Annotated in this window: 17 protein-coding genes and 2 pseudogenes; 8 read left to right on the top strand and 11 right to left on the bottom strand. The window is 74.6% G+C overall.

Going from position 1 to position 19,721, the window contains the following annotated elements:
- Window positions 1-187: 187 nt before the first annotated feature.
- The gene (locus tag ACFZAU_RS39925; protein WP_500556290.1) at window positions 188-1,420 is read right to left on the bottom strand and encodes an NAD(P)/FAD-dependent oxidoreductase; all 1,233 of its coding nucleotides are present in this window, start codon (window positions 1,418-1,420) and stop codon (window positions 188-190) included.
- A 225-nt stretch (window positions 1,421-1,645) separates the two neighbouring features.
- On the opposite strand from ACFZAU_RS39925, the pseudogene fdxA reads away from it, so the two are divergent.
- From fdxA to ACFZAU_RS39905, 4 genes and pseudogenes are all read left to right on the top strand, one after another.
- Window positions 1,646-1,960: pseudogene (gene fdxA / locus ACFZAU_RS39920) on the top strand (ferredoxin); the annotation flags it as partial.
- 261 nt (window positions 1,961-2,221) lie between these two features.
- Window positions 2,222-4,663, top strand: coding sequence for a SpoIIE family protein phosphatase (locus tag ACFZAU_RS39915; protein WP_500556289.1), 2,442 nt, complete (start codon window positions 2,222-2,224; stop codon window positions 4,661-4,663).
- 131 nt (window positions 4,664-4,794) lie between these two features.
- Window positions 4,795-5,250, top strand: coding sequence for an ALF repeat-containing protein (locus ACFZAU_RS39910; RefSeq protein ID WP_500556288.1), 456 nt, complete (start codon window positions 4,795-4,797; stop codon window positions 5,248-5,250).
- Window positions 5,251-5,361: 111 nt separating this feature from the next.
- Window positions 5,362-6,015, top strand: a complete 654-nt coding sequence (locus ACFZAU_RS39905; RefSeq protein WP_500556311.1) for a DNA alkylation repair protein — start codon at window positions 5,362-5,364, stop codon at window positions 6,013-6,015.
- Between the two features lie 122 nt (window positions 6,016-6,137).
- On the opposite strand, the gene ACFZAU_RS39900 is transcribed toward ACFZAU_RS39905, so the two are convergent.
- Both ACFZAU_RS39900 and ACFZAU_RS39895 read right to left on the bottom strand, forming a co-directional pair.
- A complete protein-coding gene (locus tag ACFZAU_RS39900) occupies window positions 6,138-6,770 on the bottom strand; it encodes a response regulator (RefSeq protein ID WP_500556310.1) in 633 nt (210 codons plus the stop codon).
- A complete protein-coding gene (locus tag ACFZAU_RS39895; RefSeq protein ID WP_500556287.1) occupies window positions 6,770-8,059 on the bottom strand; it encodes a sensor histidine kinase in 1,290 nt (429 codons plus the stop codon). The genes ACFZAU_RS39900 and ACFZAU_RS39895 overlap by 1 nt, the downstream gene beginning before the upstream one ends.
- Window positions 8,060-8,271: 212 nt before the next feature.
- Between ACFZAU_RS39895 and ACFZAU_RS39890 the strand changes: the two genes are divergently transcribed.
- Complete coding sequence (locus ACFZAU_RS39890; protein ID WP_500556286.1) at window positions 8,272-9,009, top strand: ABC transporter ATP-binding protein; 738 nt, start codon at window positions 8,272-8,274, stop codon at window positions 9,007-9,009.
- The gene (locus tag ACFZAU_RS39885) at window positions 9,003-11,495 is read left to right on the top strand and encodes an FtsX-like permease family protein (RefSeq protein WP_500556285.1); all 2,493 of its coding nucleotides are present in this window, start codon (window positions 9,003-9,005) and stop codon (window positions 11,493-11,495) included. Before ACFZAU_RS39890 ends, ACFZAU_RS39885 begins: the two co-directional genes overlap by 7 nt.
- A 105-nt stretch (window positions 11,496-11,600) precedes the next feature.
- Here the strand turns inward: ACFZAU_RS39885 and aceE are convergent, their stop codons facing one another.
- Window positions 11,601-14,303: a pyruvate dehydrogenase (acetyl-transferring), homodimeric type gene (aceE, locus tag ACFZAU_RS39880; RefSeq protein WP_500556284.1), complete on the bottom strand. Its 2,703-nt coding sequence runs from the start codon at window positions 14,301-14,303 to the stop codon at window positions 11,601-11,603.
- A 117-nt stretch (window positions 14,304-14,420) separates the two neighbouring features.
- A complete protein-coding gene (locus ACFZAU_RS39875; RefSeq protein ID WP_500556283.1) occupies window positions 14,421-15,248 on the bottom strand; it encodes an SDR family oxidoreductase in 828 nt (275 codons plus the stop codon).
- A 313-nt stretch (window positions 15,249-15,561) separates the two neighbouring features.
- Here ACFZAU_RS39875 and ACFZAU_RS39870 point away from each other — a divergent pair, with 313 nt between their 5' ends.
- Window positions 15,562-15,942 carry a cupin domain-containing protein gene (locus ACFZAU_RS39870; RefSeq protein ID WP_500460215.1) on the top strand — a complete coding sequence of 127 codons (381 nt, stop codon included), beginning with the start codon at window positions 15,562-15,564 and terminating at the stop codon, window positions 15,940-15,942.
- On the top strand, window positions 15,939-16,583 hold the full coding sequence (locus tag ACFZAU_RS39865; protein ID WP_500556282.1) for a TetR/AcrR family transcriptional regulator: 645 nt from the start codon (window positions 15,939-15,941) through the stop codon (window positions 16,581-16,583). The genes ACFZAU_RS39870 and ACFZAU_RS39865 overlap by 4 nt, the downstream gene beginning before the upstream one ends.
- A 52-nt stretch (window positions 16,584-16,635) precedes the next feature.
- Here the strand turns inward: ACFZAU_RS39865 and ACFZAU_RS39860 are convergent, their stop codons facing one another.
- The 6 genes and pseudogenes from ACFZAU_RS39860 to ACFZAU_RS39835 form a co-directional block, all read right to left on the bottom strand.
- Window positions 16,636-17,610 carry an alpha/beta fold hydrolase gene (locus tag ACFZAU_RS39860; RefSeq protein ID WP_500556281.1) on the bottom strand — a complete coding sequence of 325 codons (975 nt, stop codon included), beginning with the start codon at window positions 17,608-17,610 and terminating at the stop codon, window positions 16,636-16,638.
- Window positions 17,607-17,795, bottom strand: coding sequence for a hypothetical protein (locus tag ACFZAU_RS39855; RefSeq protein WP_500556280.1), 189 nt, complete (start codon window positions 17,793-17,795; stop codon window positions 17,607-17,609). Before ACFZAU_RS39855 ends, ACFZAU_RS39860 begins: the two co-directional genes overlap by 4 nt.
- A 178-nt stretch (window positions 17,796-17,973) precedes the next feature.
- Window positions 17,974-18,501, bottom strand: a complete 528-nt coding sequence (locus tag ACFZAU_RS39850) for a hypothetical protein (protein ID WP_500556279.1) — start codon at window positions 18,499-18,501, stop codon at window positions 17,974-17,976.
- 107 nt (window positions 18,502-18,608) lie between these two features.
- Window positions 18,609-18,947 carry an ArsR/SmtB family transcription factor gene (locus tag ACFZAU_RS39845; protein WP_500556278.1) on the bottom strand — a complete coding sequence of 113 codons (339 nt, stop codon included), beginning with the start codon at window positions 18,945-18,947 and terminating at the stop codon, window positions 18,609-18,611.
- A 99-nt stretch (window positions 18,948-19,046) separates the two neighbouring features.
- Entirely contained in the window at window positions 19,047-19,514 is a 468-nt protein-coding gene (locus tag ACFZAU_RS39840) for a hypothetical protein (protein WP_500556277.1), read from the bottom strand.
- A 112-nt stretch (window positions 19,515-19,626) separates the two neighbouring features.
- Window positions 19,627-19,721: pseudogene (locus ACFZAU_RS39835) on the bottom strand (ABC transporter ATP-binding protein); the annotation flags it as partial.

The following is a 19,721-nucleotide window of genomic DNA, read 5'->3' as shown; positions in this document are numbered from 1 at the left end:
GTGGGGGCCACGGTCCGCTCCGATCACCTTGGTTGTCACTGAGTACGACCGGGCGGCCGGGCCGTCTGTGACACCGTCCCCGGCCGGCCGGGCGGCGCCGGGAGGGCGTGAAAAGGCGTGGGACAGGCATGGAAAAGGCGTGGGACGGCCGGGTCGTCCGGCCGTCCCACGCCTGTGGGCCGTGCGGTCAGGCGGTGACCTGGTCCAGCGGCACCTGCGGGTCGGACAGGCGCGCGTCGTCGACCGCGGCACGCGAGGTGATCAGCTCGCGCACCGGCTCGACGACGTCCCACACGTTGACGTTCATCCCGGCCAGGACGCGGTTCCCCGACATCCAGAAGGCCACGAACTCCCGTGCGGCCTTGTCCCCACGGAAGACGACGCGGTCGTAGCCGCCGGGCTCCACGTAGCCGGTGTACTCCATGCCGAGGTCGTACTGGTCGGTGTAGAAGTACGGCAGCCGGTCGTAGACGGCGTCCTTGCCGAGCATGCCCTGCGCGGCCGTGGCCGGCTGGTTCAGCGCGTTGGCCCAGTGCTCGACCCGGATGTGGCGGTCCAGGAACGGGTGGTGGGCGTTGGCGACGTCGCCCGCCGCGAAGACGTCCGGCGCGGAGGTGCGCAGGTGCGCGTCGGTGACGACGCCGTTCCGCACCTCCAGCCCGGCCGCCTCGGCGAGCTGCACGTTGGGGGTGATGCCGACGCCCACGACCACGGCGTCCGCGGGAAGGTGGGTGCCGTCGGCGAGCCGCACCCCGTCGGCGCGGCCGCCGCTGCCGGTGATCTCCTCCACCCGTACGCCGTTGCGCAGCACGACGCCGTTGTCGGTGTGCAGGCCCGCGAAGACCTCGGCCGCCTCGCGCCCGAGGACCCGCAGCAGCGGCAGCTCCTCGGCCTCCAGCACCGTCACCTCCGCCCCGGCCTGCCGGGCGGCCGCGGCGGTCTCCAGGCCGATCCACCCGCCGCCGATGACGACGATCCGCGCGCCCGCGGTGAAGGCGTCCTTGAGCCGTTCGCTGTCGCCCACACGACGCAGGTAGAGCACGCCGTCCAGGTCCGCGCCGGGCACGGGCAGCCGGCGCGGCGTCGATCCGGTGGCCAGGAGCAGCTTCGTGTAGGGCAGGCGCTGCCCGTCGTCGAGCCGCACCTCCTTGGCCCCCGCGTCGAGCCCGGTGACGGTGGTGCCCAGCCGCAGGTCGACGTCGTGCTCGGCGTACCAGTCGGCGGGGTGGACGAAGATCGAGTCGCGGGTCTCCTTGCCGAGCAGATAGCCCTTCGACAGCGGCGGGCGGATGTAGGGCCTGTCCGGTTCGTCGCCGATGAGGACGAGCCGGCCGTCGTAGCCGTTCTCCCGCAGCGCCTCCACCGCCTTGCCCGCGGCCAGACCGCCTCCGACGATCACGAAAGTGTTCTCAGGGGACACGATGCACCTCATCTCGGATGTCGCTTGCTGCGAACCACGTACGGAGAGTCAATCACCAGACCGCTCCGCACCCCGTCGTGTGACACAGCCGTCGTGTCGCCGGGCCGTCCGGCGGGCGCCCTCGTCACAACGTCAGGGAGTTGCCGGTCATACGGCTGATCGAAGGACGCCCGGGGCACAGCCGGCCCGCCGGTGGTCGTCCCCGCCGCGACCGAGGAGCCGAAGGTGGCCTACGTCATCGCGCAGCCCTGCATCGACGTCAAGGACCGGGCGTGCGTCGCCGAGTGCCCGGTGGACTGCATCTACGAGGGCGGCAGGACGCTCTACATCAACCCCGCCGAATGCGTGGACTGCCGGGCCTGCGAGCCCGTCTGCCCGGTCGAGGCGGTCTTCCACGAGGACGACCTTCCGCAGGAGTGGGCACGGTACAGGGAGGTCAACGCCGAGTACTTCGGGTCCCTTCCGGGTCCCGGCGAGCACGGCAGACCGCTGGTCGGCGACGGGGACCACCCGTACGTGGCGCAACTGCCGCCGCAGGACTCCCGGAAGAAGGACATCGCCGTCTTCGCCATCGGCAAGGAGGAGGCCGAGGAGGCCGACCTGTGGTTCCCGCTCTGACGGTCCGGCGGGACGCGGGCGCGGACGCGGACGAACCCGCCCCCCAGGACCTCGACCCCGCCGTCGCCGTGCGCCCGCGCCGGCGCTGTCACAGATCCGGAGGCCGGCCGGTCTGATCCCCGAAAGTGCAAATCAGGCATTCTGCCCAGCTGTCTGAGCACGAGACCCTGAGGACGAAACGCGATGACCTGCACCGACGTGGTGACGCTTGGCAAGCATGTGAACGCGCCCGGGATATCCGACTCCGCCTTCGCGATCTTCGACGAGCGGGGGACGGTGGTCGCGTGGACGACCGCCGCCGAGCGTCTGGTCGGACACCCCGCCGCTGACGCGGTCGGCCGTTCCGCCGCTCTTGTGCTGCCGTCCTTCGGGGAGACCCCGTCGATGCCGGCCTTCACCGAACGGTGCCGTGCCGAGAACGGCTGGCCGGGTAGCGCGGCGGTGACCCACCGGGACGGGCGGGCGATCGAGGTCAACCTGCGGCTCACGACGCTGCGGGGCCGGAACGGGGCGACCCGCTGGCTCGCCACCCTGACGGACGCCGGCGCGCTCTCCGGGGACGCGGTCAACGGACCGGTGTGGGGGCCACTGCTCGCCCGCGCGCCCATCGGAGCCGTCGTCCGCGACCCGCAACTGCGCTGCGTCCTCGTCAACGACGTGATGGAGGAGCACGACGGCGTCCCCAGCGACCGGCGGCTCGGCCGGCGGTTCGTGGACGTCCTGGCCGGCGCCAAGGCCGGCGCCCTCGAAGCGGTGATGCGGCAGGTGCTGAGGAGCGGCACCACCAAGGTGCACGAGTACCGGACCTGGCTGCCGGTGAGCAAAGGCCGGGAGCATCCGTTCGCGGCGTCCTTCCACTGCCTGCAGGGCGCCGACGGCGAGTCGCTCGGTGTCTGCGTCATCAGTGCCGACGTCGTCGAGAGCCGGCTGGCGCGCGAGCGCCTCGCCGCCGTCGGCGAGGCCGGCGCCCGTCTGGGCAGCACCCTGGACGTGATGCAGACCAGTCAGGAACTGGCCGACCTCGCCGTGCCGTTGCTCGCGGACTACGTGGCCGTGGACCTGGAGCAGTCCGTGCCCTTCAGCGAGGGCCCGCCGGCGCGCGTCGACCTGGCGGGCGGGCGCCTGCCCGTCCTGCGGAGGGCCGGTCTGGCCTCCGTGCACCCGGGTGCCCCAGGATTGGTGTGGGTGCGGGGCGAACCGGTGCCCGTGCCGCCCCGCTCGCCCTTCGCCCAGGTGATGAGCACGGGCAGACCGCACCTGGAGCCGATCCTGGACACCGCGCCGGGAACGTGGATCGACCACGACCCGGCCGTGGCGTCGAGGATCCGCGCGAACGGCGTCCACTCGCTGATGGTCGTCCCGATCCGCGCCCGGCGCGCCCTGCTGGGCGTGGTCGTGTTCATCCGCACCACGGACCCGGAGCCGTTCCAGGAGGTCGACCTGCTGCTGGCCGAGGCGCTCGTCGCGCGCGCCGCGCAAGCGCTGGACAACGCCCGCCAGTACGCCCGCGAGCACACCGCGGCCCTCACCCTGCAGCGCAACCTGCTGCCGCGCCGGCTGAGGGGCGGCACGGCCGTCGAGGCCGCCTCGCGCTACCTGCCGGCCGACATGGACCACGGCGTCGGCGGCGACTGGTTCGACGTCATCCCGCTGTCCGGCGCCCGGGTCGCCCTCGTCGTCGGCGACGTCGTCGGCCACGGGCTGCACGCCGCGGCGACGATGGGCACGCTCCGCGCCGCCGTGCGCACCCTCGCCGACATGGAACTGCCGCCCGCCGAACTGCTGGCCCGCCTCGACGACACGGTCCAGCGGCTCGTCGAGGAGGACACCGACCCCGCGGACGAGACGTCCGCCGTCGTCGGCGCCACCTGCCTGTACGCCGTCTACGACCCGGCCACCCGCCGGTGCGCCATGGCCAGGGCCGGGCATCCGCCGCCCGCGGTCATCGACCCCGAGGGCCGGGTGAGCTTCCCCGACCTCCCCACCGGGGCGCCCCTGGGCATCGGCCTCGGCGACCCCTTCGAAGCGGTCGAACTGGAGCTGCCCGAGGGCAGCCTGATCGCCCTTTACACCGACGGTCTGATCGAGAGCCGCGAGGGTGACATCGAGGAGGGGATGCACCGCCTGGGCACCGCCCTCGCGGAGCCGGGCCGCTCCCTGGAGCAGCTCTGCACCCTTGCGACGGCGAGCCTCCCGGCGCAGGCCCCCTCGGACGACGTCACCCTGCTCCTGGTCAGGACGCTCTCGCTCAGCCCGGCGCAGGTCGCCTCCTGGTCCCTGCCCAGTGACGAAAGCTCCGTCCGTGACGCCCGGCGACTGGCCGCCGCCCAGCTGACCCGGTGGGGCCTGGACGGGCTCGGGCCCGCCACGGAACTGCTCGTCAGTGAACTGGTCACCAACGCCGTGCGCCACGGCGCCGGCCCGGTCGGCCTGCGCCTGATCCGGCACCAGGCGCTGACGTGCGAGGTGTCGGACACCGGCGCCTGTGCCCCGCGGCTGCGCAGCGCGCGCGGCACGGACGAGAACGGCCGCGGTCTCTTCCTCGTCGGCCGGCTCTCCCGCCGCTGGGGGTCGCGCGCGGCGGCCCGCGGAAAGGTCGTGTGGGCCGAACTGGAACTGACCTGACCGCACGACCGGGACGGGTCACCGCACGGCAACGACCCGGCGCCGAAGACTGCCGGGGCCTGGAAATGATCTCGCGCACGCGCGACGGCGAGAATCCGGGTACCGACAGCCCGACCCGGAGGCGACACACCATGAGGCCCAATCTCGTTGCCCTGCTCGCAGCGGCCACCGCACTCACCCCGGCACTGCTCCTTGCCACCCCTGCGTCCGCCACCCCCGCGTCCGCCACCGCGCCGGGTGCCCCGGCCGCGGCGGCGACGACCGCGCCCGGAACACCGGTCGACGACATGCCGGAGGACGAGCTCCGCACCGCGATCCTGCGCATCCTCGTGGACCCGGACTCCGGAAGGGCCGTCGTCCGCGAGGCCGACGAGGCCCTCGACGGAACCGCCGCCGACATGCGCGCCTTCCTTGAGACGGGTTACCGCCTGGCGCAGGCAGAGGACGACCGGGTCGCCGTCTTCCGCATCCTGGCCGACCCCACCATCAGTGACGCGCTGCGCGCCGCCGCCGAGGCGGTCGTCGACGGCACGCCGGAGGAGCTGCGCCACTTCCTGGAGGCCGGGCAGTACGAGGTGGCCGGCTGAGGACGGGGCCGCCGGCCGTGCCCGGCCGGCGGCCGCCTCCCGTCTCGTACGCTGGACCCCGTTCGTCAGGGAGAGGAGGCTGCGGTGACCGGGACGACGGCGGCAGAGGTGATGGCCGAGCTGGCCGCGCTCGAGGACCCGAGGACGCGCGCCGTGAATGCCAGGCACGGCGACGACCACGGCGTGAACCTCGGCAAGCTGCGCGCGGTCGCGAAGCGGCTCAAGACGCAGCACGAACTCGCACTGCGGCTGTGGGAGACGGACGACACCGCGGCCAGACTGCTGGCGCTGCTGATCTGCCGTCCGAAGGCGTTCGGGCGGGACGAACTGGACACCATGCTGCGCGAGGCGCGCGCGCCCAAGGTGCACGACTGGCTCGTGAACTACGTGGTGAAGAAGAACCCGCACTCCGAGGAGCTGCGCGTGGCCTGGCTCGCGGACCCCGACCCGGTGGTGGCCTCCGCCGGCTGGGCGCTGACGACCGAGCGCGTCGCGAAGAGGCCCGACGGGCTCGACCTCCCGGGACTGCTCGACGTCGTCGAGGCGGAGATGAAGGACGCCCCGGAGCGCCTGCAGTGGGCGATGAACCACTGCCTGGCGCAGATCGGGATCGAGCACGCCGGCCTCCGCGCCCGTGCCGTCGGCATCGGCGAGCGCCTGGAGGTGCTGAAGGACTACCCGACCTCGCCGGGCTGTACGTCCCCGTTCGCGCCCGCCTGGATCGCCGAGATGGTGCGCCGCCGGGACGAGCCGGAGACCGCCTGAACGACCGCCCGGACGCCAGGAGTCGGGCCGGCCGCCACCCACCGCCGGACGGCCGCGCACCCACGGCTGCGGCGCCGGGCCCCGGCCCGCACCCGCCCCGAGCCCGGTCCGCCGCCCCGGACTCAGGCCCTCAGGTAGGCCAGGACGGCCAGGACGCGGCGGTGCGTCCCGTCCGCCGGGGGGAGGTCGAGTTTGGTGAGGATGCTGCCGATGTGCTTGCCCACGGCCGCCTCGGAGACCACCAGTTCGCGGGCGATCGCGCCGTTCGACTTCCCCTCCGCGACCAGCGCCAGCACCTCCCGCTCCCGCGCGGTGAGCCGTTCCAGCGGATCGCGGCGGCGGCGCAGCAACTGCCGAACGACTTCGGGATCCACGACGGTGCCGCCCGCCGCGACCTCGCTCAGCGCCGCGACGAACTCCTCGACCTGGCCCACCCGGTCCTTCAGCAGGTAGCCGAGCCCCGTCCCGTCGCCGGAGTCCAGCAACTCCGCGGCGTAGGCGCGCTGGACGTACTGGCTCAGGACGAGGACGGGCAGGGCGGGCCGCTCCCGGCGCAGCCGCACCGCGGCCCGCAGGCCCTCGTCCTGGAAACCGGGCGGCATGCGGACGTCCGTCACCACCACGTCGGGGGAGTGCTCGGCGACGGCCGCGACCAGCGCGTCGGCGTCGCCCACGGCGGCCACGACCTCGTGCCCGCAGCGTCCGAGGAGGCCGGTCAGCCCGTCCCGCAGCAGCACGCTGTCCTCGGCCAGCACTACGCGGAGCGCTCGGTCCACTCGCAAGGGATCTCCACACGCAGCAGGGTCGGTCCGCCCGCGGGGCTGGACAGGGAGAGTCTGCCATCCAGCACGGACACCCGGTCGGCGAGCCCCGTCAGCCCGCTGCCGGCGCCCGGTTCGGCACCCCCGCGGCCGTCGTCGCGGACCTGGAGGACGAGCCGCCCGTCCCGGTGGCCTCCGCTCACCTCGGCGCGGCCGGCCGCGCTGTGCCGTGCGACGTTGGCGAGGGCCTCGCGGACCACGAAGTACGCGGCGGCCTCGACGGCCCGGGGCAGCCGCCCCGGCAGTTCCAGGTCCACGTCGACGGGCACGGCGGAGCGGTCGGCGGCGTCGGCGACGGCCGCCGCCAGGCCGTAGTCGGCCAGCACCCGGGGGTGGATGCCCCGGACGAGCTCGCGCAGTTCCTCCAGAGCCCGGCCCGCCTCCTCGTGGGCCCGGGCGAGCTGGTCGGCCAGCGGACCGGGCGGCGCGTCCAGCCGGGCCAGTCCCAGGGCCATGGTCAGCGCCACAAGGCGCTGCTGCGCCCCGTCGTGCAGGTCACGCTCGATCCTGCGGCGTTCCGCCTCGAAGGCGTCCACCAGGCGCACCCGGGAGCGGGTCAGCTCGACGACGCGGGCGCCCAACCCGCGGTCGCGCGGGGTGAGCAGGAGCCGGGTCAGCCCGGCCCGGGCGCCCGCGGCGACGCCCAGCACGTACGTGCCGAGTGCGAGCAGCAGCAGCCCCAGGAGGGCGGTGCCCCACGCCGCCGGCCACGTGGTGACCGTCCACTGCTTGAGCACCTTCGCCTCGTGCCCCGCCCCGACGCCCGCCATCAGCACCGGAGTCGCGACGAGCGAGAGCGGCACCGCCAGGGCGACGACGACGGCCAGCGCGTCCACCGGCCACAGCAGACCCGCCAGCAGCAGGGCGTGGCCGAGCTCGCGCCAGGTCGCCCGCTCCCGCAGCCGCATCGTCAGCCACGCCCACAACCCACCCCTGGCGGGCGGCAGATGGGCCCCCGGTACGGGATCCCGGTCGACCAGGCGCAGCCGGGCCCGCTCCAGTGCGGCGACGGGAAGGCCCGCGAGCGCGGTGAGGACGAGCAGCGGCAGCCCCACCAGGACGACGGCGAGCGCGGCCCCGGCGGCCGCCGCGGTCACGATCGCCACAAGGGCGACGGCGCCCGCGACCACGCCGGTCAGCAGGTACGCCAGCGAGCGCCACGGCCACACGGACAGCAGGAAGCCCCGTCCGGACATCGCCTGCCACACATTCCCCGGTTGCATGCGGATCACCGTAGGACCCGCACGCGGCCCCGGACCATCCGCCCAGGCGAGGACGGGGGTATGCCTGGCCCTACCCCGGATTCTCGTCCCTGCCGCACTGCGCCGCGGCCGCCCCGCGGGATTTCGTGGAGTCGTCCGGGAGGCGTCGCTTCCCGGAGCGCTCCGACGCGCCGGCCGCGGCGGAGGACCGGCACCCGACCCAGTGGGGACAGATGAACGACGACGCCATCCGATTGCACGACGTCAGCAGGCGGCACGGCTCCGGCGACAGCGCCGTGACGGCCCTGGACGAGGTCTCCCTCGCCTTCCCCAAGGGCTCCTTCACCGCCGTCATGGGGCCCTCGGGCTCGGGCAAGTCGACCCTGCTGCAGTGCGCCGCCGGCCTGGACCGGCCCACCTCGGGGTCGGTGCTGCTCGGTGACACCGACCTGACCGCGCTCGGCGAGACCCGGCTGACCCTGCTGCGCCGCGAACGCATCGGCTTCGTCTTCCAGGCGTTCAACCTGCTGCCGTCGCTGACCGCCGCGCAGAACGCCGCGCTCCCCCTGCGGCTGGCCGGCCGAAGGCCCTCCCGGGCCGCGGTGCGCGACGTGCTCGGACGGGTCGGCCTCGCCGACCGGGCCGGTCACCGGCCCTCGGAGCTCTCCGGCGGACAGCAGCAACGTGTCGCGCTGGCCCGCGCGTTGATCACCCGTCCCGAGGTGCTGTTCGGCGACGAACCGACCGGCGCCCTGGACTCGCGGACCGGCCACGAGGTGCTGACCCTGCTGCGCGGCATCGTCGACCGCGAGGGCCAGACCGTCGTCATGGTCACCCATGACCCGGTGGCCGCCTCCTACGCCGACCGCGTCGTGTTCCTCGTCGACGGCCGGGTGAACGGGGAGTCCGTCACGGCGGGCGCGGCGGACATCGCCGCGCGCATGGCCGGGCTGGAGGCCGCGGCGTGCTGAGCTTCGTCCTGCACACCCTGCGCACCCGCTGGGTCACCTTCGCCGGCAGCTTCGTCGCGCTGTCCCTGGGCGTCGCGCTGCTGACGGTGACGGGCCTGGTCCTCGCCTCCACCCAGGACGCGCCCGAGCGCGGGCCGGAGCGCTTCGCCGCGGCGCCCGTCGTCGTCCGCGGCCAGGACGCCCTGCGGGTGCCCACGCCGCGGGGCGAGCTGACGCGGCCCCTCGCCCGGCCGCGCGCGGTGCCCGCCGCGACCCTGACCGCGCTGCGGCGCCTCGGCAGGGTCGTGGAGGACCGCGCCTTCCCGGTACGGGTCGAGGGCGGGCCCGGCGACCTCGTCGGGCACCCCTGGTCCACCGCCGCGTTCGCCCCGTACGGGCTCACCTCGGGACGAGCGCCGCGTGCCGCCGACGAGGTCGTCGTGACGGGCGGCTGGGCCGCGCCGGGCGAGCGCGTGCGCACCGACCGGGGGACCGTCCGCGTCGTGGGAACCGCCCGCGCCGCGGGGACCGCCCGGGTCACGGGCACCGTCCCCGGCCGCGGCTTCGAGAACGCCGTGTTCTACACCGACGCCCGCGCCGCCCGGCTGTGCCCCTTCAGCCCGCAGTCGGTGGTCGACGCCGACGCCCCCGCGGTACGGGACGCGGTCCGCGGCAGCGGCGCCCGGGTGCTCACCGGGAACGACCGCCGGTACGCCGACGCCGACCCCGGCCGGGACGACGAGGCGGTGACCGCGATGAACGCCCTGTTCGGCACCGCCGGCGGCGTCACGGCCTTCGTGTCGGTGTTCGTCGTGGCGTCCACGTTCGCCTTCGCGGTCGACCGGCGCCGCCGCGAGTTCGGGCTGCTGCGCGCCGCGGGCGCCACCCCGGGCGGGCTCCGCCGCATGGTGCTGGCCGAGTCCCTGCCGCTCGGTGTGCTCGCCTCGGCGGCGGGCTGCGTGCTCGGCGGCTGTGCGGCACCGCGGCTCGCCGCGTCCGTGGTCGACGGCGGACTGGCACCGGCCTGGTTCACCGTCGGCGACCACACCTGGCCGTACCACGCCGCCTTCTGGACGGGCCTGCTCGTCGCGCTGGCCGGAGCGGCCGCCGCGACGTGGCGGGCCGGCCGCACCGGCCCCGCGCAGGCCCTGCGCGAGGCCGCCGTGGACACCGGTGCGATGACGCCCGGCCGCCTGCTGTGCGGCGTCGGCCTGTTGCTGACCGCCGCGGTCACCCTCGGCGTCGCGCTCGCCGGCGACCCCGGCGACCTGCTGCACCGCAAGACGTACGTGAGCCGCCCGATGCTGCTGATCACCGCGACCGCGCTGCTCGCACCCGTCCTGCTGCGCCCGCCGGCCCGCCTGCTCGCCCGGGTCCTCGGCCGGCTGCCGGGCGCGACCGGCATGCTCGTCGGCGAGAACGCCGCCGCGGGCGTCCGCCGTACCGCCGCGGTCGCCTCGCCGGTGCTGGTCGTGGTCGCCCTCACGGGCTCGCTGCTCGGCGCCACCGCGACCCTCGACCGGGCCGCGGCCCAGGAGGCACGCGAGCGCGTCACCGCCGCCTTCGTGGTCACCGCGCCGGGCGGCGGCACGGGCTTCGGCGCCCGGACCCTGGAGCGCCTGCGCGCGGTCCCGGGGACGGAGGTGTCACCGAGCGCGTCGAGCGAGGTGTACGTCCTGGAGGACGGCCCGGCCCTCGTCCGGTCCCCGGCCCGCGCCGCGGACCCGGAGGCGCTCGCCGCCACCGCCCGCCTGCCGCTCGTCGCGGGGACGCTCGCCGACCTCGACGACGGGTCGGTCGTCGTCAACGAGGAATGGGAACACCACTCGGTCGGGCAGAGCGTCCGGGTGTGGCTCGGGGACGGTACGAGCAGGACGCTGCGCGTCGCGGCGGTCATGCCCACCGGCACCGGCGGCAACGGCGTGTACGTCACCCCGGCCAACGCCCCAGGCGCCCCCGTCGACCGGGTGGACGTCGCCCTGCCGGACGGCGCCGACCCCGGCGCGGTGGCCGCGGCGCTGCGCGCGGCGGTGGCGGCGGAGGGCGGCCGGGTGCTGACCCGCGACGAATGGCTCGCGTCCCTGCGGCCGCGGAATGACGGGACGACCCGGCTCGGCTTCCTGCTGGTGCTCGGCATCGCCCTGCTCTACACCGCCATCTCCCTGGTCAACACCATGGTGATGGCCACCTCCGACCGGGTCCGCGAACTGGCCGCGCTGCGGCTGGCCGGGGCCACACGGCGTCAGGTGCTGTGGCTGGTGGCCGCCGAGTCCCAGGCGGTCGTCGCGGTCGGCGCGCTCCTGGGGCTGGCCGTCGCCGCGCTCAACCTCGCCGGCATGAGCTGGGCACTGGCCCTGCTGTCCGCGCCCGGCGCCCTCGAACCACCGTGGGCGGCCCTGGGCGCGGTCGTGGGGGCGTGCGCGGTGCTCGCGGTCGTCGCGTCGACGCTCCCGGCGTGGGCGGTCCTGCGGGGACGCGCGGCGGCACTCGCGGGGTCGCGCGACTGAACCCCCGCCCCGCGCGGCTTCCGCTGCGGGGCACGGGCCCCCGGCGGTGTCGGCGCCGGGGGCCCCAAGGGGACACGCGGGCCGGGCGTGTCCCCTTTGCCGGCCTCAGGCCCGCGGGCCGTACCGTTCGCGCGCCCGCTCCACCGTCTGCGGGGTGACCGCACCGGTGCGCGCCAGCCGGTCCAGGGCGGCCACCACGATCGAGCCGGCGTCCACCCGGAAGTAGCGGCGCACCGCCTCCCGGGTGTCCGACAGGCCGAAGCCGTCCGTGCCGAGCGACGAGTAGTCCTGTTCGACCCACTGGCTGATCTGGTCGGGCACCTGCCGCATCCAGTCGCTGACCGCCAGCACGGGCCCGGGTGCCCCCGACAGCGCCGACGTCACATAGGGGACGCGCCGCTCGCCGTCCAGTTGCCGGCGGTCGGCGTCCAGCGCGTCACGGCGCAGCTCCGTCCAGGACGTCACCGACCACACGTCGGCCGTCACCCCCCAGTCGGACGCGAGGAGTTCCTGCGCCTCCAGCGCCCAGTGGATCGCCGTGCCGGAGGCCAGCAGCTGGATCCGCGGCCCGGCGCCCGCCTCCGCCGCCTCCTTGAAGCGGTAGATGCCGCGCAGGATCCCCTCCTCGACCGACGGCCCGTCGGGCATGGCCGGCTGCCGCTTCGACTCGTTGTAGACCGTCAGGTAGTAGAAGACGTCCTCGGGCCGGTCGCCGTACATCCGCCGCAGCCCCTCCCTGACGATCACCGCGATCTCGTAGGCGAACGCGGGGTCGTAGCTCACGGCGGCGGGATTGGTGGACGCCAGCAGCTGCGAGTGCCCGTCCGCGTGCTGCAGGCCCTCGCCCGTCATCGTCGTGCGCCCGGCCGTGGCACCGACCACGAAGCCGCGACCCAACTGGTCGGCCAGCGCCCAGAACTGGTCACCCGTCCGCTGGAACCCGAACATCGCGTAGAAGATGTAGAACGGGATCATGGGCTCGCCGTGCGTGGCGTACGAGGTGGCGGCTGCCGTGAACTCCGCTAGCGAGCCGGCCTCCGTGATGCCCTCGTCGATCAGCTGACCGTTCTCGGCCTCGCGGTAGTGGAGCAACTGGTCCGCGTCCACCGGCTCGTAGGTCTGGCCGTCCGGGGAGTAGATCCCGGCCGTCGGGAAGAGCGACTCCATGCCGAACGTCCGCGCCTCGTCGGGGACGATCGGCACCCAGCGCCGGCCCGTGTCCGGGTCGCGCATCAGGTCCTTGACCAGCCGCACGAGTGCCATGGTGGTGGCCACCTCCTGCTTGCCGAAGCCCTTCCGCAGCGCCTCGAAGGGGGCCGCCGGAGGCTGCTTCAGCGGCAAGGCGACCACCCTCCGCTGCGGAGCGGGACCGCCCAGGGCGGCCCGCCGCTCCCGCAGGTACCGCACCTCCTCGGAGTCCTCGCCCGGGTGCCAGAACGGCACCTGGTCGCCGCTCAGCGCGCTGTCCGGGATGGGCAGCTCCAAGGTGTCGCGCATCCTGCGGAACTGCGCCATCGTCAGCTTCTTCATCTGGTGGTTGGCGTTGCGCGACTCGAAGTCGGAGCCCAGGGTGTGCCCCTTCACGGTCTGGGCGAGCACGACGGAGGGCGCGCCCCGGTGCTCCACGGCCGCACGGTAGGCGGCGTACACCTTCAGGGGCTCGTGGCCGCCCCGTGACTCCGTGAACAGCTCGGTGATCCGGCTGTCGGTCAGCCCCGCCGCGATCCGGGAGAGCGCGTCGCCGGTGAAGAAGTGCTCACGCACATAGGCGGCGTCCCGCGCCGCGTACGTCTGCATCTGCGCGTCGGGCACCTCGCCGAGCCGCCGCACCAGCGCCCCGTCGGCGTCCTGCGCCAGCACCGGGTCCCAGGCCGCGCCCCACAGGGACTTCACCACGTGCCAGCCCGCGCCGCGGAACCGGCCCTCCAGTTCCCGCACGATGCTGGAGTTCGACCGCACCGGCCCGTCCAGGCGCTGCAGGTTGCAGTTGACGACGAAGGTCAGGTTGTCGAGCCCCTCGCGCGCGGCGAGCGCCAGCGCGGCCAGCGACTCCGGCTCGTCGACCTCGCCGTCCCCGAGGAACGCCCACACGCGCGACCCGGAGGTGTCCTTGATGCCCCGGGCGTGCAGGTAGCGGTTGAACCTGGCCTGGTAGACGGCCGCGAGGGGGCCCAGGCCCATGGAGACCGTGGGGAACTCCCACAGCCACGGCAGCCGCCGGGGGTGCGGGTACGACGGCAGCCCGTGCCCGTCGGCCTCGCGGCGGAAGCCCTCCAGCTGCCTCTCGGTCAGCCGGCCCTCCAGGAACGCCCGGGCGTAGATGCCCGGTGAGGCGTGCCCCTGCACGTACAGCTGGTCGCCGGAACCGCCGCCGGGGGCCTCCTTGCCCCGGAAGAAGTGCTGGAAGCCGACCTCGTAGAGCCAGGCCGCCGACGCGTACGTCACTATGTGCCCACCGAGGCCCAGGTGCGAGCCACGGGTGACCATGGCCGCCGCGTTCCACCGGTTCAGCGCGGTGATCCGCGCCTCCATGGCGAGGTCGCCCGGGTAGTCCGGCTGCGCGGCAGCGGGGATCGTGTTGACGGGTTCCGAGGAGAGCAGCCCCGGGACCGGCACCCCTGACGCGGACGCGTACGCGTGGACGCGCCGCAGCAGATAGGCGGCGCGGTCGGCTCCGGCGTGCCGGATGACGGCGTCGAGCGACTCACGCCATTCCGCGGTCTCCTCGGCGTCGGGGTCGGGCAGCCCGTCGGGCGTGCCGGACGTGGGGGACTGCGGGAACTGTGCGGACTGCGCCGGATCACTCATCGGCGGCCTTCCTGTCGGGGTATGCGGAGGGGAGGGCGGCGGCCGCGGAGCGGAACTCACGGACGGCGGCCGCCGGAGGGGAGCCGTCTCGGCGGAGGCGCGGAGGGCTCGCGGGCGTCACCGCCGGGCGAGCCAGTCGCGGAACGTGGTGCGGCCCAGGTGGGCGTCCGCTCCCGGGAGCAGCGCGCGGCGCTGCAACTCGGCGCCGAAGAACCACGCGTGTTCGTCGCCGACGACGCGCCTGCTGCCGCCGGTGGCGGCCAGCAGTTCGGCGGTGAGCTCGTCGAGCCCGAACTCCTCGGGCCCGGCGACCTCCAGGGTGCCGAACAACGGCAAGCCCACCGCCACGTGCGCGACCGCGGCCGCGACGTCGTCCGCGGCCACGGGGCTCACCAGGGCGGGCGCCACGCGCACCTCGCCGTCCTGGTGCGCGTCCGCCAGGGCCATCGCCTCGACGCACTCGAAGGACAGCGCGGCCCGGACGATCGAATGGGGGACCGGAGAGCGCCGCACCCGGTCCTCCAGCAGGAGCTTCGCGCGGAAGTAGCCCGACGGCAGCCGCTCGGCCCCCACGAAGGACAGGACGACGTGGTGCTCGACCCCCGCCGTCTCTGCGGCGGCCAGCAGGCCGCTCGTGGCCGTGCGGAAGAACTGCAGGCTGACCGGCTCGGCGGGTGAGGGTGCGTCGGTCGCGTCGACGACGATGTCGGCTCCGCGCAGCGCCTCGGCGAGGTCCCCGTGCGGGGTCCCGCCAGAGGGGTCCCCCTGGGGCAGGGCGACGACCTCCACACCGTGGTCGCGCAGCCTCGCGACGGTCCTGGAGCCGACCGTCCCGCCGGCCCCCGCGACAACGACTCTCATCCGGGTCCCTCTCGTCCGCGGGGCCGTCGGCCCCGGTGGTGTCCTCGTGACGGCGCAGCCGGCCGCTCCACCTGCTGTGACCACGGCGGCGCCGCGGTTGTGACAGCACCGCGGTGCCGCGAGGGCAAGGGGACGGGGGGACGGGCCGGGGACGAGGCGGACGTCACAGAAGCGCGTGCTGTCCGGTCGTAGGAGTGAGCAGTCACGTCCGCCCGGAAGGGACGGCGGCGGCCGCCGCCCGCCGATGTCGGTCCATCGGCCCGGCGTACCTGCGGCATACCCTCATTTCGTCGTATTCCGGGCAAAACCATGGAGGTGCAGCACAGTGTCGGACAAGGAGACACAGGGCGGCAGCAACGAGCAGCCGCGGTCGGAGGTCTGGAAGACGGCGGTGACGATGCTGCTGGAGGCCAAGCCGCCCTTCATCCCCGAGGACGCCTCGGGGATGACCATCACCGTCGAGTGGCCCCCCGGCGACCCTGGGACCCCGCCGCACCGCCACTCGGGGCCGGCCTTCGGCTACGTGATCGAGGGCGCCGTCCGCTTCGAACTCGAAGGCGAGCCCGAGCGGATCGTCAAGGCCGGCGAGACGTTCTGGGAGCCGGGCGGCGACGTGATCCACTACCAGGACGGCAACGCCCTGCCGGACGCGCGGACCCGGTTCGTCGTGACCATGCTGTGCGCGCCCGGCCAGCCGATGCTCACCCTGGTCGAGGACGAGGAACTGGCCCGGCGCGCCCACCTGCGCGCCCCGCGCCCACCGCGGACCGGCGCGTGACCCTTCCCGCGCAGGACGGCGGAACGCGGCAGGACTGCGGGACGCGCTGCGGTCCGCTGCGGGCGGACGCGGTGCGCAACCGCCGCCGGATCCGTACGGCCGCCGGAGACCTGCTCGCCGACCAGGGCGCGACCGTCTCCCTGGACCGGATAGCCCGCCTGGCCGGGGTCAGCAACGCGACGCTCTACCGCCACTACGGGAGCCGCGAGGAACTGGTGGCCGACGTCGCCGAGGGGATCGCGGGCGTGGCCGCCGCCGCCGAGGCCCTGCTGGCCACGAGCGACCCCCTGGTCGCGCTGCGCGGCTTCCTGGAGTCCCTGGCGCCCGCGCGTCCGGCCGCGCTGTACTGCCTGCCCGAGACCCCCGGCGACGATCCGGCGGCGGCAGCCGGACCCCGGGCCCGGGTGGTCGCCGCGACCAGGCGTCTGCTGACCCGCGCGCAGCGTGCGGGCCGGGTGCGGGACGACGTGACCGCCGAGGACGTGCTCGCCGTCGTGTCGCAACTCGCCCGCCCCCTCCCGGGAACCTCCTGGCGGGCCACCGAGGAGAGGTGCCCGCGCCTCGTCCGCGGTTACGTGGACGGACTGGTCGTACCCGCCCCCCGGGGACCGCGCGAGCCCTACCACCTGCCCCGCGGATGAACCGGCCGCGGAGGGCGCACCCGCGCCCTCCGCGCGTCTCCCCGACGCCGGGTCAGTGCCGTGGCTGCGGCGGGACGGTGTGTTCCCGTACGAAGGCCGTCACCACGTCGGCGAAGCGCTCGGGGCGTTCGACGTGGGCGAGGTGGCCCGTCTCCTCGAGGACGGTGAGCCGCGCACCGGGGATCCCCTCCTGGATCATCCGTGCCCAGCGAGGTCCGCAGATGAAGTCGTCTGCACCGACCAGCACCAGCGTGGGCGTGGCGATCCCGGACAGCCGCTCGCGGACGTCGAAGGGCGGGCCCTCGCCGAGCGACGGTTCGGCGAACATGCGCAGGGAGCCGCGCGCCGGGCCGAACTCCGCCTCGCGCCCCCAGTAGTCGGCGACGTAGGCCGGCATGATCCTGCGGAGGCACGCGGTGGCGCCCTCGTCGTCGAGCCGGCCGAGCGGGGTGGTCAGCGTCTCGGCGTAGCCGGCCACTTCGGGGTGCTCCGCGGCGTGACGGCGCGCGAAGCGCTCCATGTTGACCACGGCGGACGCCCAGAACTCCTCGCCGGTCACCGGGGACGTGTCGTACAGCACCAGTGAGCCGAGGCGCTCCGGATGGTCCAGCGCGTACTGCTGGGCGACGAAACCACCGTGCGAATGACCGAGCAGCGTCACCGCGGGCTGCGCCAGGTGCTCGACCACACCGTTCAGGAAGTGCGTGTACGTCGCCAAGGTGTAGTCGCGAGGATCGGGCAGGCGCCCGGACCCGCCGGTGCCGACCGGTTCGACGTACACCATCGTGAACACGCGCTCCAGGAGCGGCATGCGCAGGTACTCCCAGCCGATGCCGGGCCCGCCCGAGTGGGCGACGCACACCGGGCCGCCGGACCCGGCGACGTGGTACCGCTGCGCGACGGCGGTGCCGCGGTGGTCGACGGTGATCGTGTGCGTACCCGGGGCGAGAGGCCCGGCGCCGTCCGCGGCGCGGGGGAGGACGGCCGGCACGGCGGACGCGCTCACACTCTCCACATGCTGTGTCACAGTGTCTCCGTGGGAGGGAGGCCGGGCAGACCGCGGAGGGCGTCGTGGACGGCGTCCAGCCGGGCGTCCACCGCGGATATCTCCTCGCGCAGCCGGCGGACGTACGCGTCCAGGGAAGCGGCCTCGGCGGTCAGTGACGTGACGATCGCCCGCACGTCGGGGGCGTCATCGGTGTTCGGGAGCATCGTTGCCCTTCCAGGCGGATCGGCCGGTCGAGAACGGAGCGGCCGGAGACGGGAGCAGGGGAACCCCGTACTCCGGCCGCCCACCCGGCGCGGAGCGCCGGTCGAGCACAGTCTCGACAGGCCGGCCGCCCGGAACGTGACAACGACCCGCGGCCGGGGGCCTCGCGGCCCCCGGCCGTCACTTCGCGGCCCGGTACAGCCCGCGTCCGGCCCGCTGGACCCTGGAGGCGCCCACCAGCCGGTCGAGCGTGCTGCGCACCGCGTTGATGCTCCCGGAGCTCTCGTCCCGGCCGAGGGCGGCCGCGACGTCACGGGCCCGCACCTCCGACCCGCCCGTGGTGGCCAGGTACTCGAGGATCTGCTCGGTGAGCCTGCCGTAGCCGCCCGGCAGGGAAGCGGCGGTCCCCTCCGCCGGGCCGTCCCCGGCGCTCTCCTCGTCCGGGTCCCCGGTCTCCTCGGCGGCCTCGTCCTCGACGAGGGGAGACGGCCGTTCCGCGTCCCGGCCGCCGGGGGCCGGCACGGAGGCACCGTTGACCGACAGGTGGCTGAGGGCGCCGAGAGCCCTGCGCACCGATCCGAGATGGGCGACGACCGCCGCCAACTCCCGTTCGAGTGCCTGCTTCTGCAACTCCAGGCGCTGCAGTTCTCCCTGCAGGGCTCCGGCCGTGACCTGGAGATCCTCGGTCGTGCGCGCTGCTGAGACCATGTGTCCTCTCATTCCCGCCCCTTGGGGGCCGACGTCCGCGCACACAGATTAGTACGGCGAACACACGCGGTGACCACGCTGTGCACCGACAACGACGGTGCCCGGTCCTACGACTCGTCCACGGTGACCTCGCCGACGTCCTCGGCGTCGGCCGCCGCGAGCAGCGCCCGGGTCAGGTCGGGGAACCGTTCGTCCAGCTCGGCGCGACGCAGCGTGACGTAGCAGCGCGTCCCCTCCTGGCGGGTCCGGGTGATGCCGGCCTCGCGCAGGATCTTCAGGTGGTGGCTCAACGTGGACTTGGCGACCGGTGCCCGCAACTGGCCCCACCCGCGTTCCCTGCCGTCGGCGAGCACGCGCACGATGCCGATCCGCGTCGGATCGCTGAGCGCGGCGAGGACGCGGGGCAGGCTCATCTCGCCCGCCTCGTGGGAATGCTGGTCCGCCATACGGTCACGATAACCCGAACGTTCGAAGAATGTGGAACCCCGGACCGCCGGGAGGCCCGCATCACACCGGTCACCGTCCCGCCCCCGCCCGGGCCCCCGTCAGGGCCGGCGCGCCCGGTACAGCCCGCGGCCCGCCCGGTCGACACGCGAGGCGCCCACGAGGCGGTCCAGTGTGCTGCGGACGGCGTTGATGCTGCCGCTGTCGCCGTCACGGCCGAGGGCCGCGGCGACGTCACGGGCGCGTACCTCGGCGTCGCCGGCCCGCTCGAAGAACTCCACGATCTGCTCGGTGAGCCTCCCGTACGTCCGGTCGGCGCCGGTGAGGGCCGCGGCGTCCGCGGGAGCGGAGGCGGGATCGGGCGCGGGGGCTGGGGCGGGCGCGTGCGCCGAGGGGTGGATGACCGCCTGGAGCGCGCCGAGCGCCCGCTGCACCGACCCCAGGTGTGCGACGACCGCGGCGAGCTCCCGTTCCAGGGCCTGCCGCTGTGCTTCGAGGCGGATCAGGTCGTCCTCGAGGCTCTCCGCGGTGTGTTCGACGCTCCGCGCCTTCCGGGTCACCGACGCCATGCGATCCCCCTCGACTCCGCGCGTTCCGTGTTCACACGGACCGGCACCGTTCACATCCCAATTTACGCGCGGAGGGACGGGATGTCCGCACTTTTCGAGGGCGGTGGGGGGTTCAGTCGGTGGGGATGATGTGGCCGTCGCGGAGTTCGAGGACGCGGTCGGCGAGGGCGAGGAGCTGGGGGTCGTGGGTGGCGACGAGGGCGGTGA

This window comes from Streptomyces sp. NPDC008238, assembly GCF_042956445.1.
Taxonomy (GTDB): Bacteria; Actinomycetota; Actinomycetes; order Streptomycetales; family Streptomycetaceae; genus Actinacidiphila.
The sequence above is the reverse complement of the archived record's forward strand: the minus strand, read 5'-3'. Positions and strand labels throughout refer to the sequence as shown.

What these genes read in the sequence shown, in the direction of transcription:
- ACFZAU_RS39905 (WP_500556311.1), top strand. Translation starts at nt 5,362, where the DNA reads ATGGCCGAGCTGGCCGCGCTCGAGGACCCGAGGACGCGCGCCGTGAAT.
- ACFZAU_RS39870 (WP_500460215.1), top strand. Translation starts at nt 15,562, where the DNA reads ATGCTGCTGGAGGCCAAGCCGCCCTTCATCCCCGAGGACGCCTCGGGG.
- ACFZAU_RS39840 (WP_500556277.1), bottom strand. Translation starts at nt 19,514, where the DNA reads ATGGCGTCGGTGACCCGGAAGGCGCGGAGCGTCGAACACACCGCGGAG.
- ACFZAU_RS39910 (WP_500556288.1), top strand. Translation starts at nt 4,795, where the DNA reads ATGAGGCCCAATCTCGTTGCCCTGCTCGCAGCGGCCACCGCACTCACC.
- ACFZAU_RS39855 (WP_500556280.1), bottom strand. Translation starts at nt 17,795, where the DNA reads ATGCTCCCGAACACCGATGACGCCCCCGACGTGCGGGCGATCGTCACG.
- ACFZAU_RS39895 (WP_500556287.1), bottom strand. Translation starts at nt 8,059, where the DNA reads ATGCAACCGGGGAATGTGTGGCAGGCGATGTCCGGACGGGGCTTCCTG.
- ACFZAU_RS39850 (WP_500556279.1), bottom strand. Translation starts at nt 18,501, where the DNA reads ATGGTCTCAGCAGCGCGCACGACCGAGGATCTCCAGGTCACGGCCGGA.
- ACFZAU_RS39845 (WP_500556278.1), bottom strand. Translation starts at nt 18,947, where the DNA reads ATGGCGGACCAGCATTCCCACGAGGCGGGCGAGATGAGCCTGCCCCGC.
- ACFZAU_RS39890 (WP_500556286.1), top strand. Translation starts at nt 8,272, where the DNA reads ATGAACGACGACGCCATCCGATTGCACGACGTCAGCAGGCGGCACGGC.
- ACFZAU_RS39915 (WP_500556289.1), top strand. Translation starts at nt 2,222, where the DNA reads ATGACCTGCACCGACGTGGTGACGCTTGGCAAGCATGTGAACGCGCCC.
- aceE (WP_500556284.1), bottom strand. Translation starts at nt 14,303, where the DNA reads ATGAGTGATCCGGCGCAGTCCGCACAGTTCCCGCAGTCCCCCACGTCC.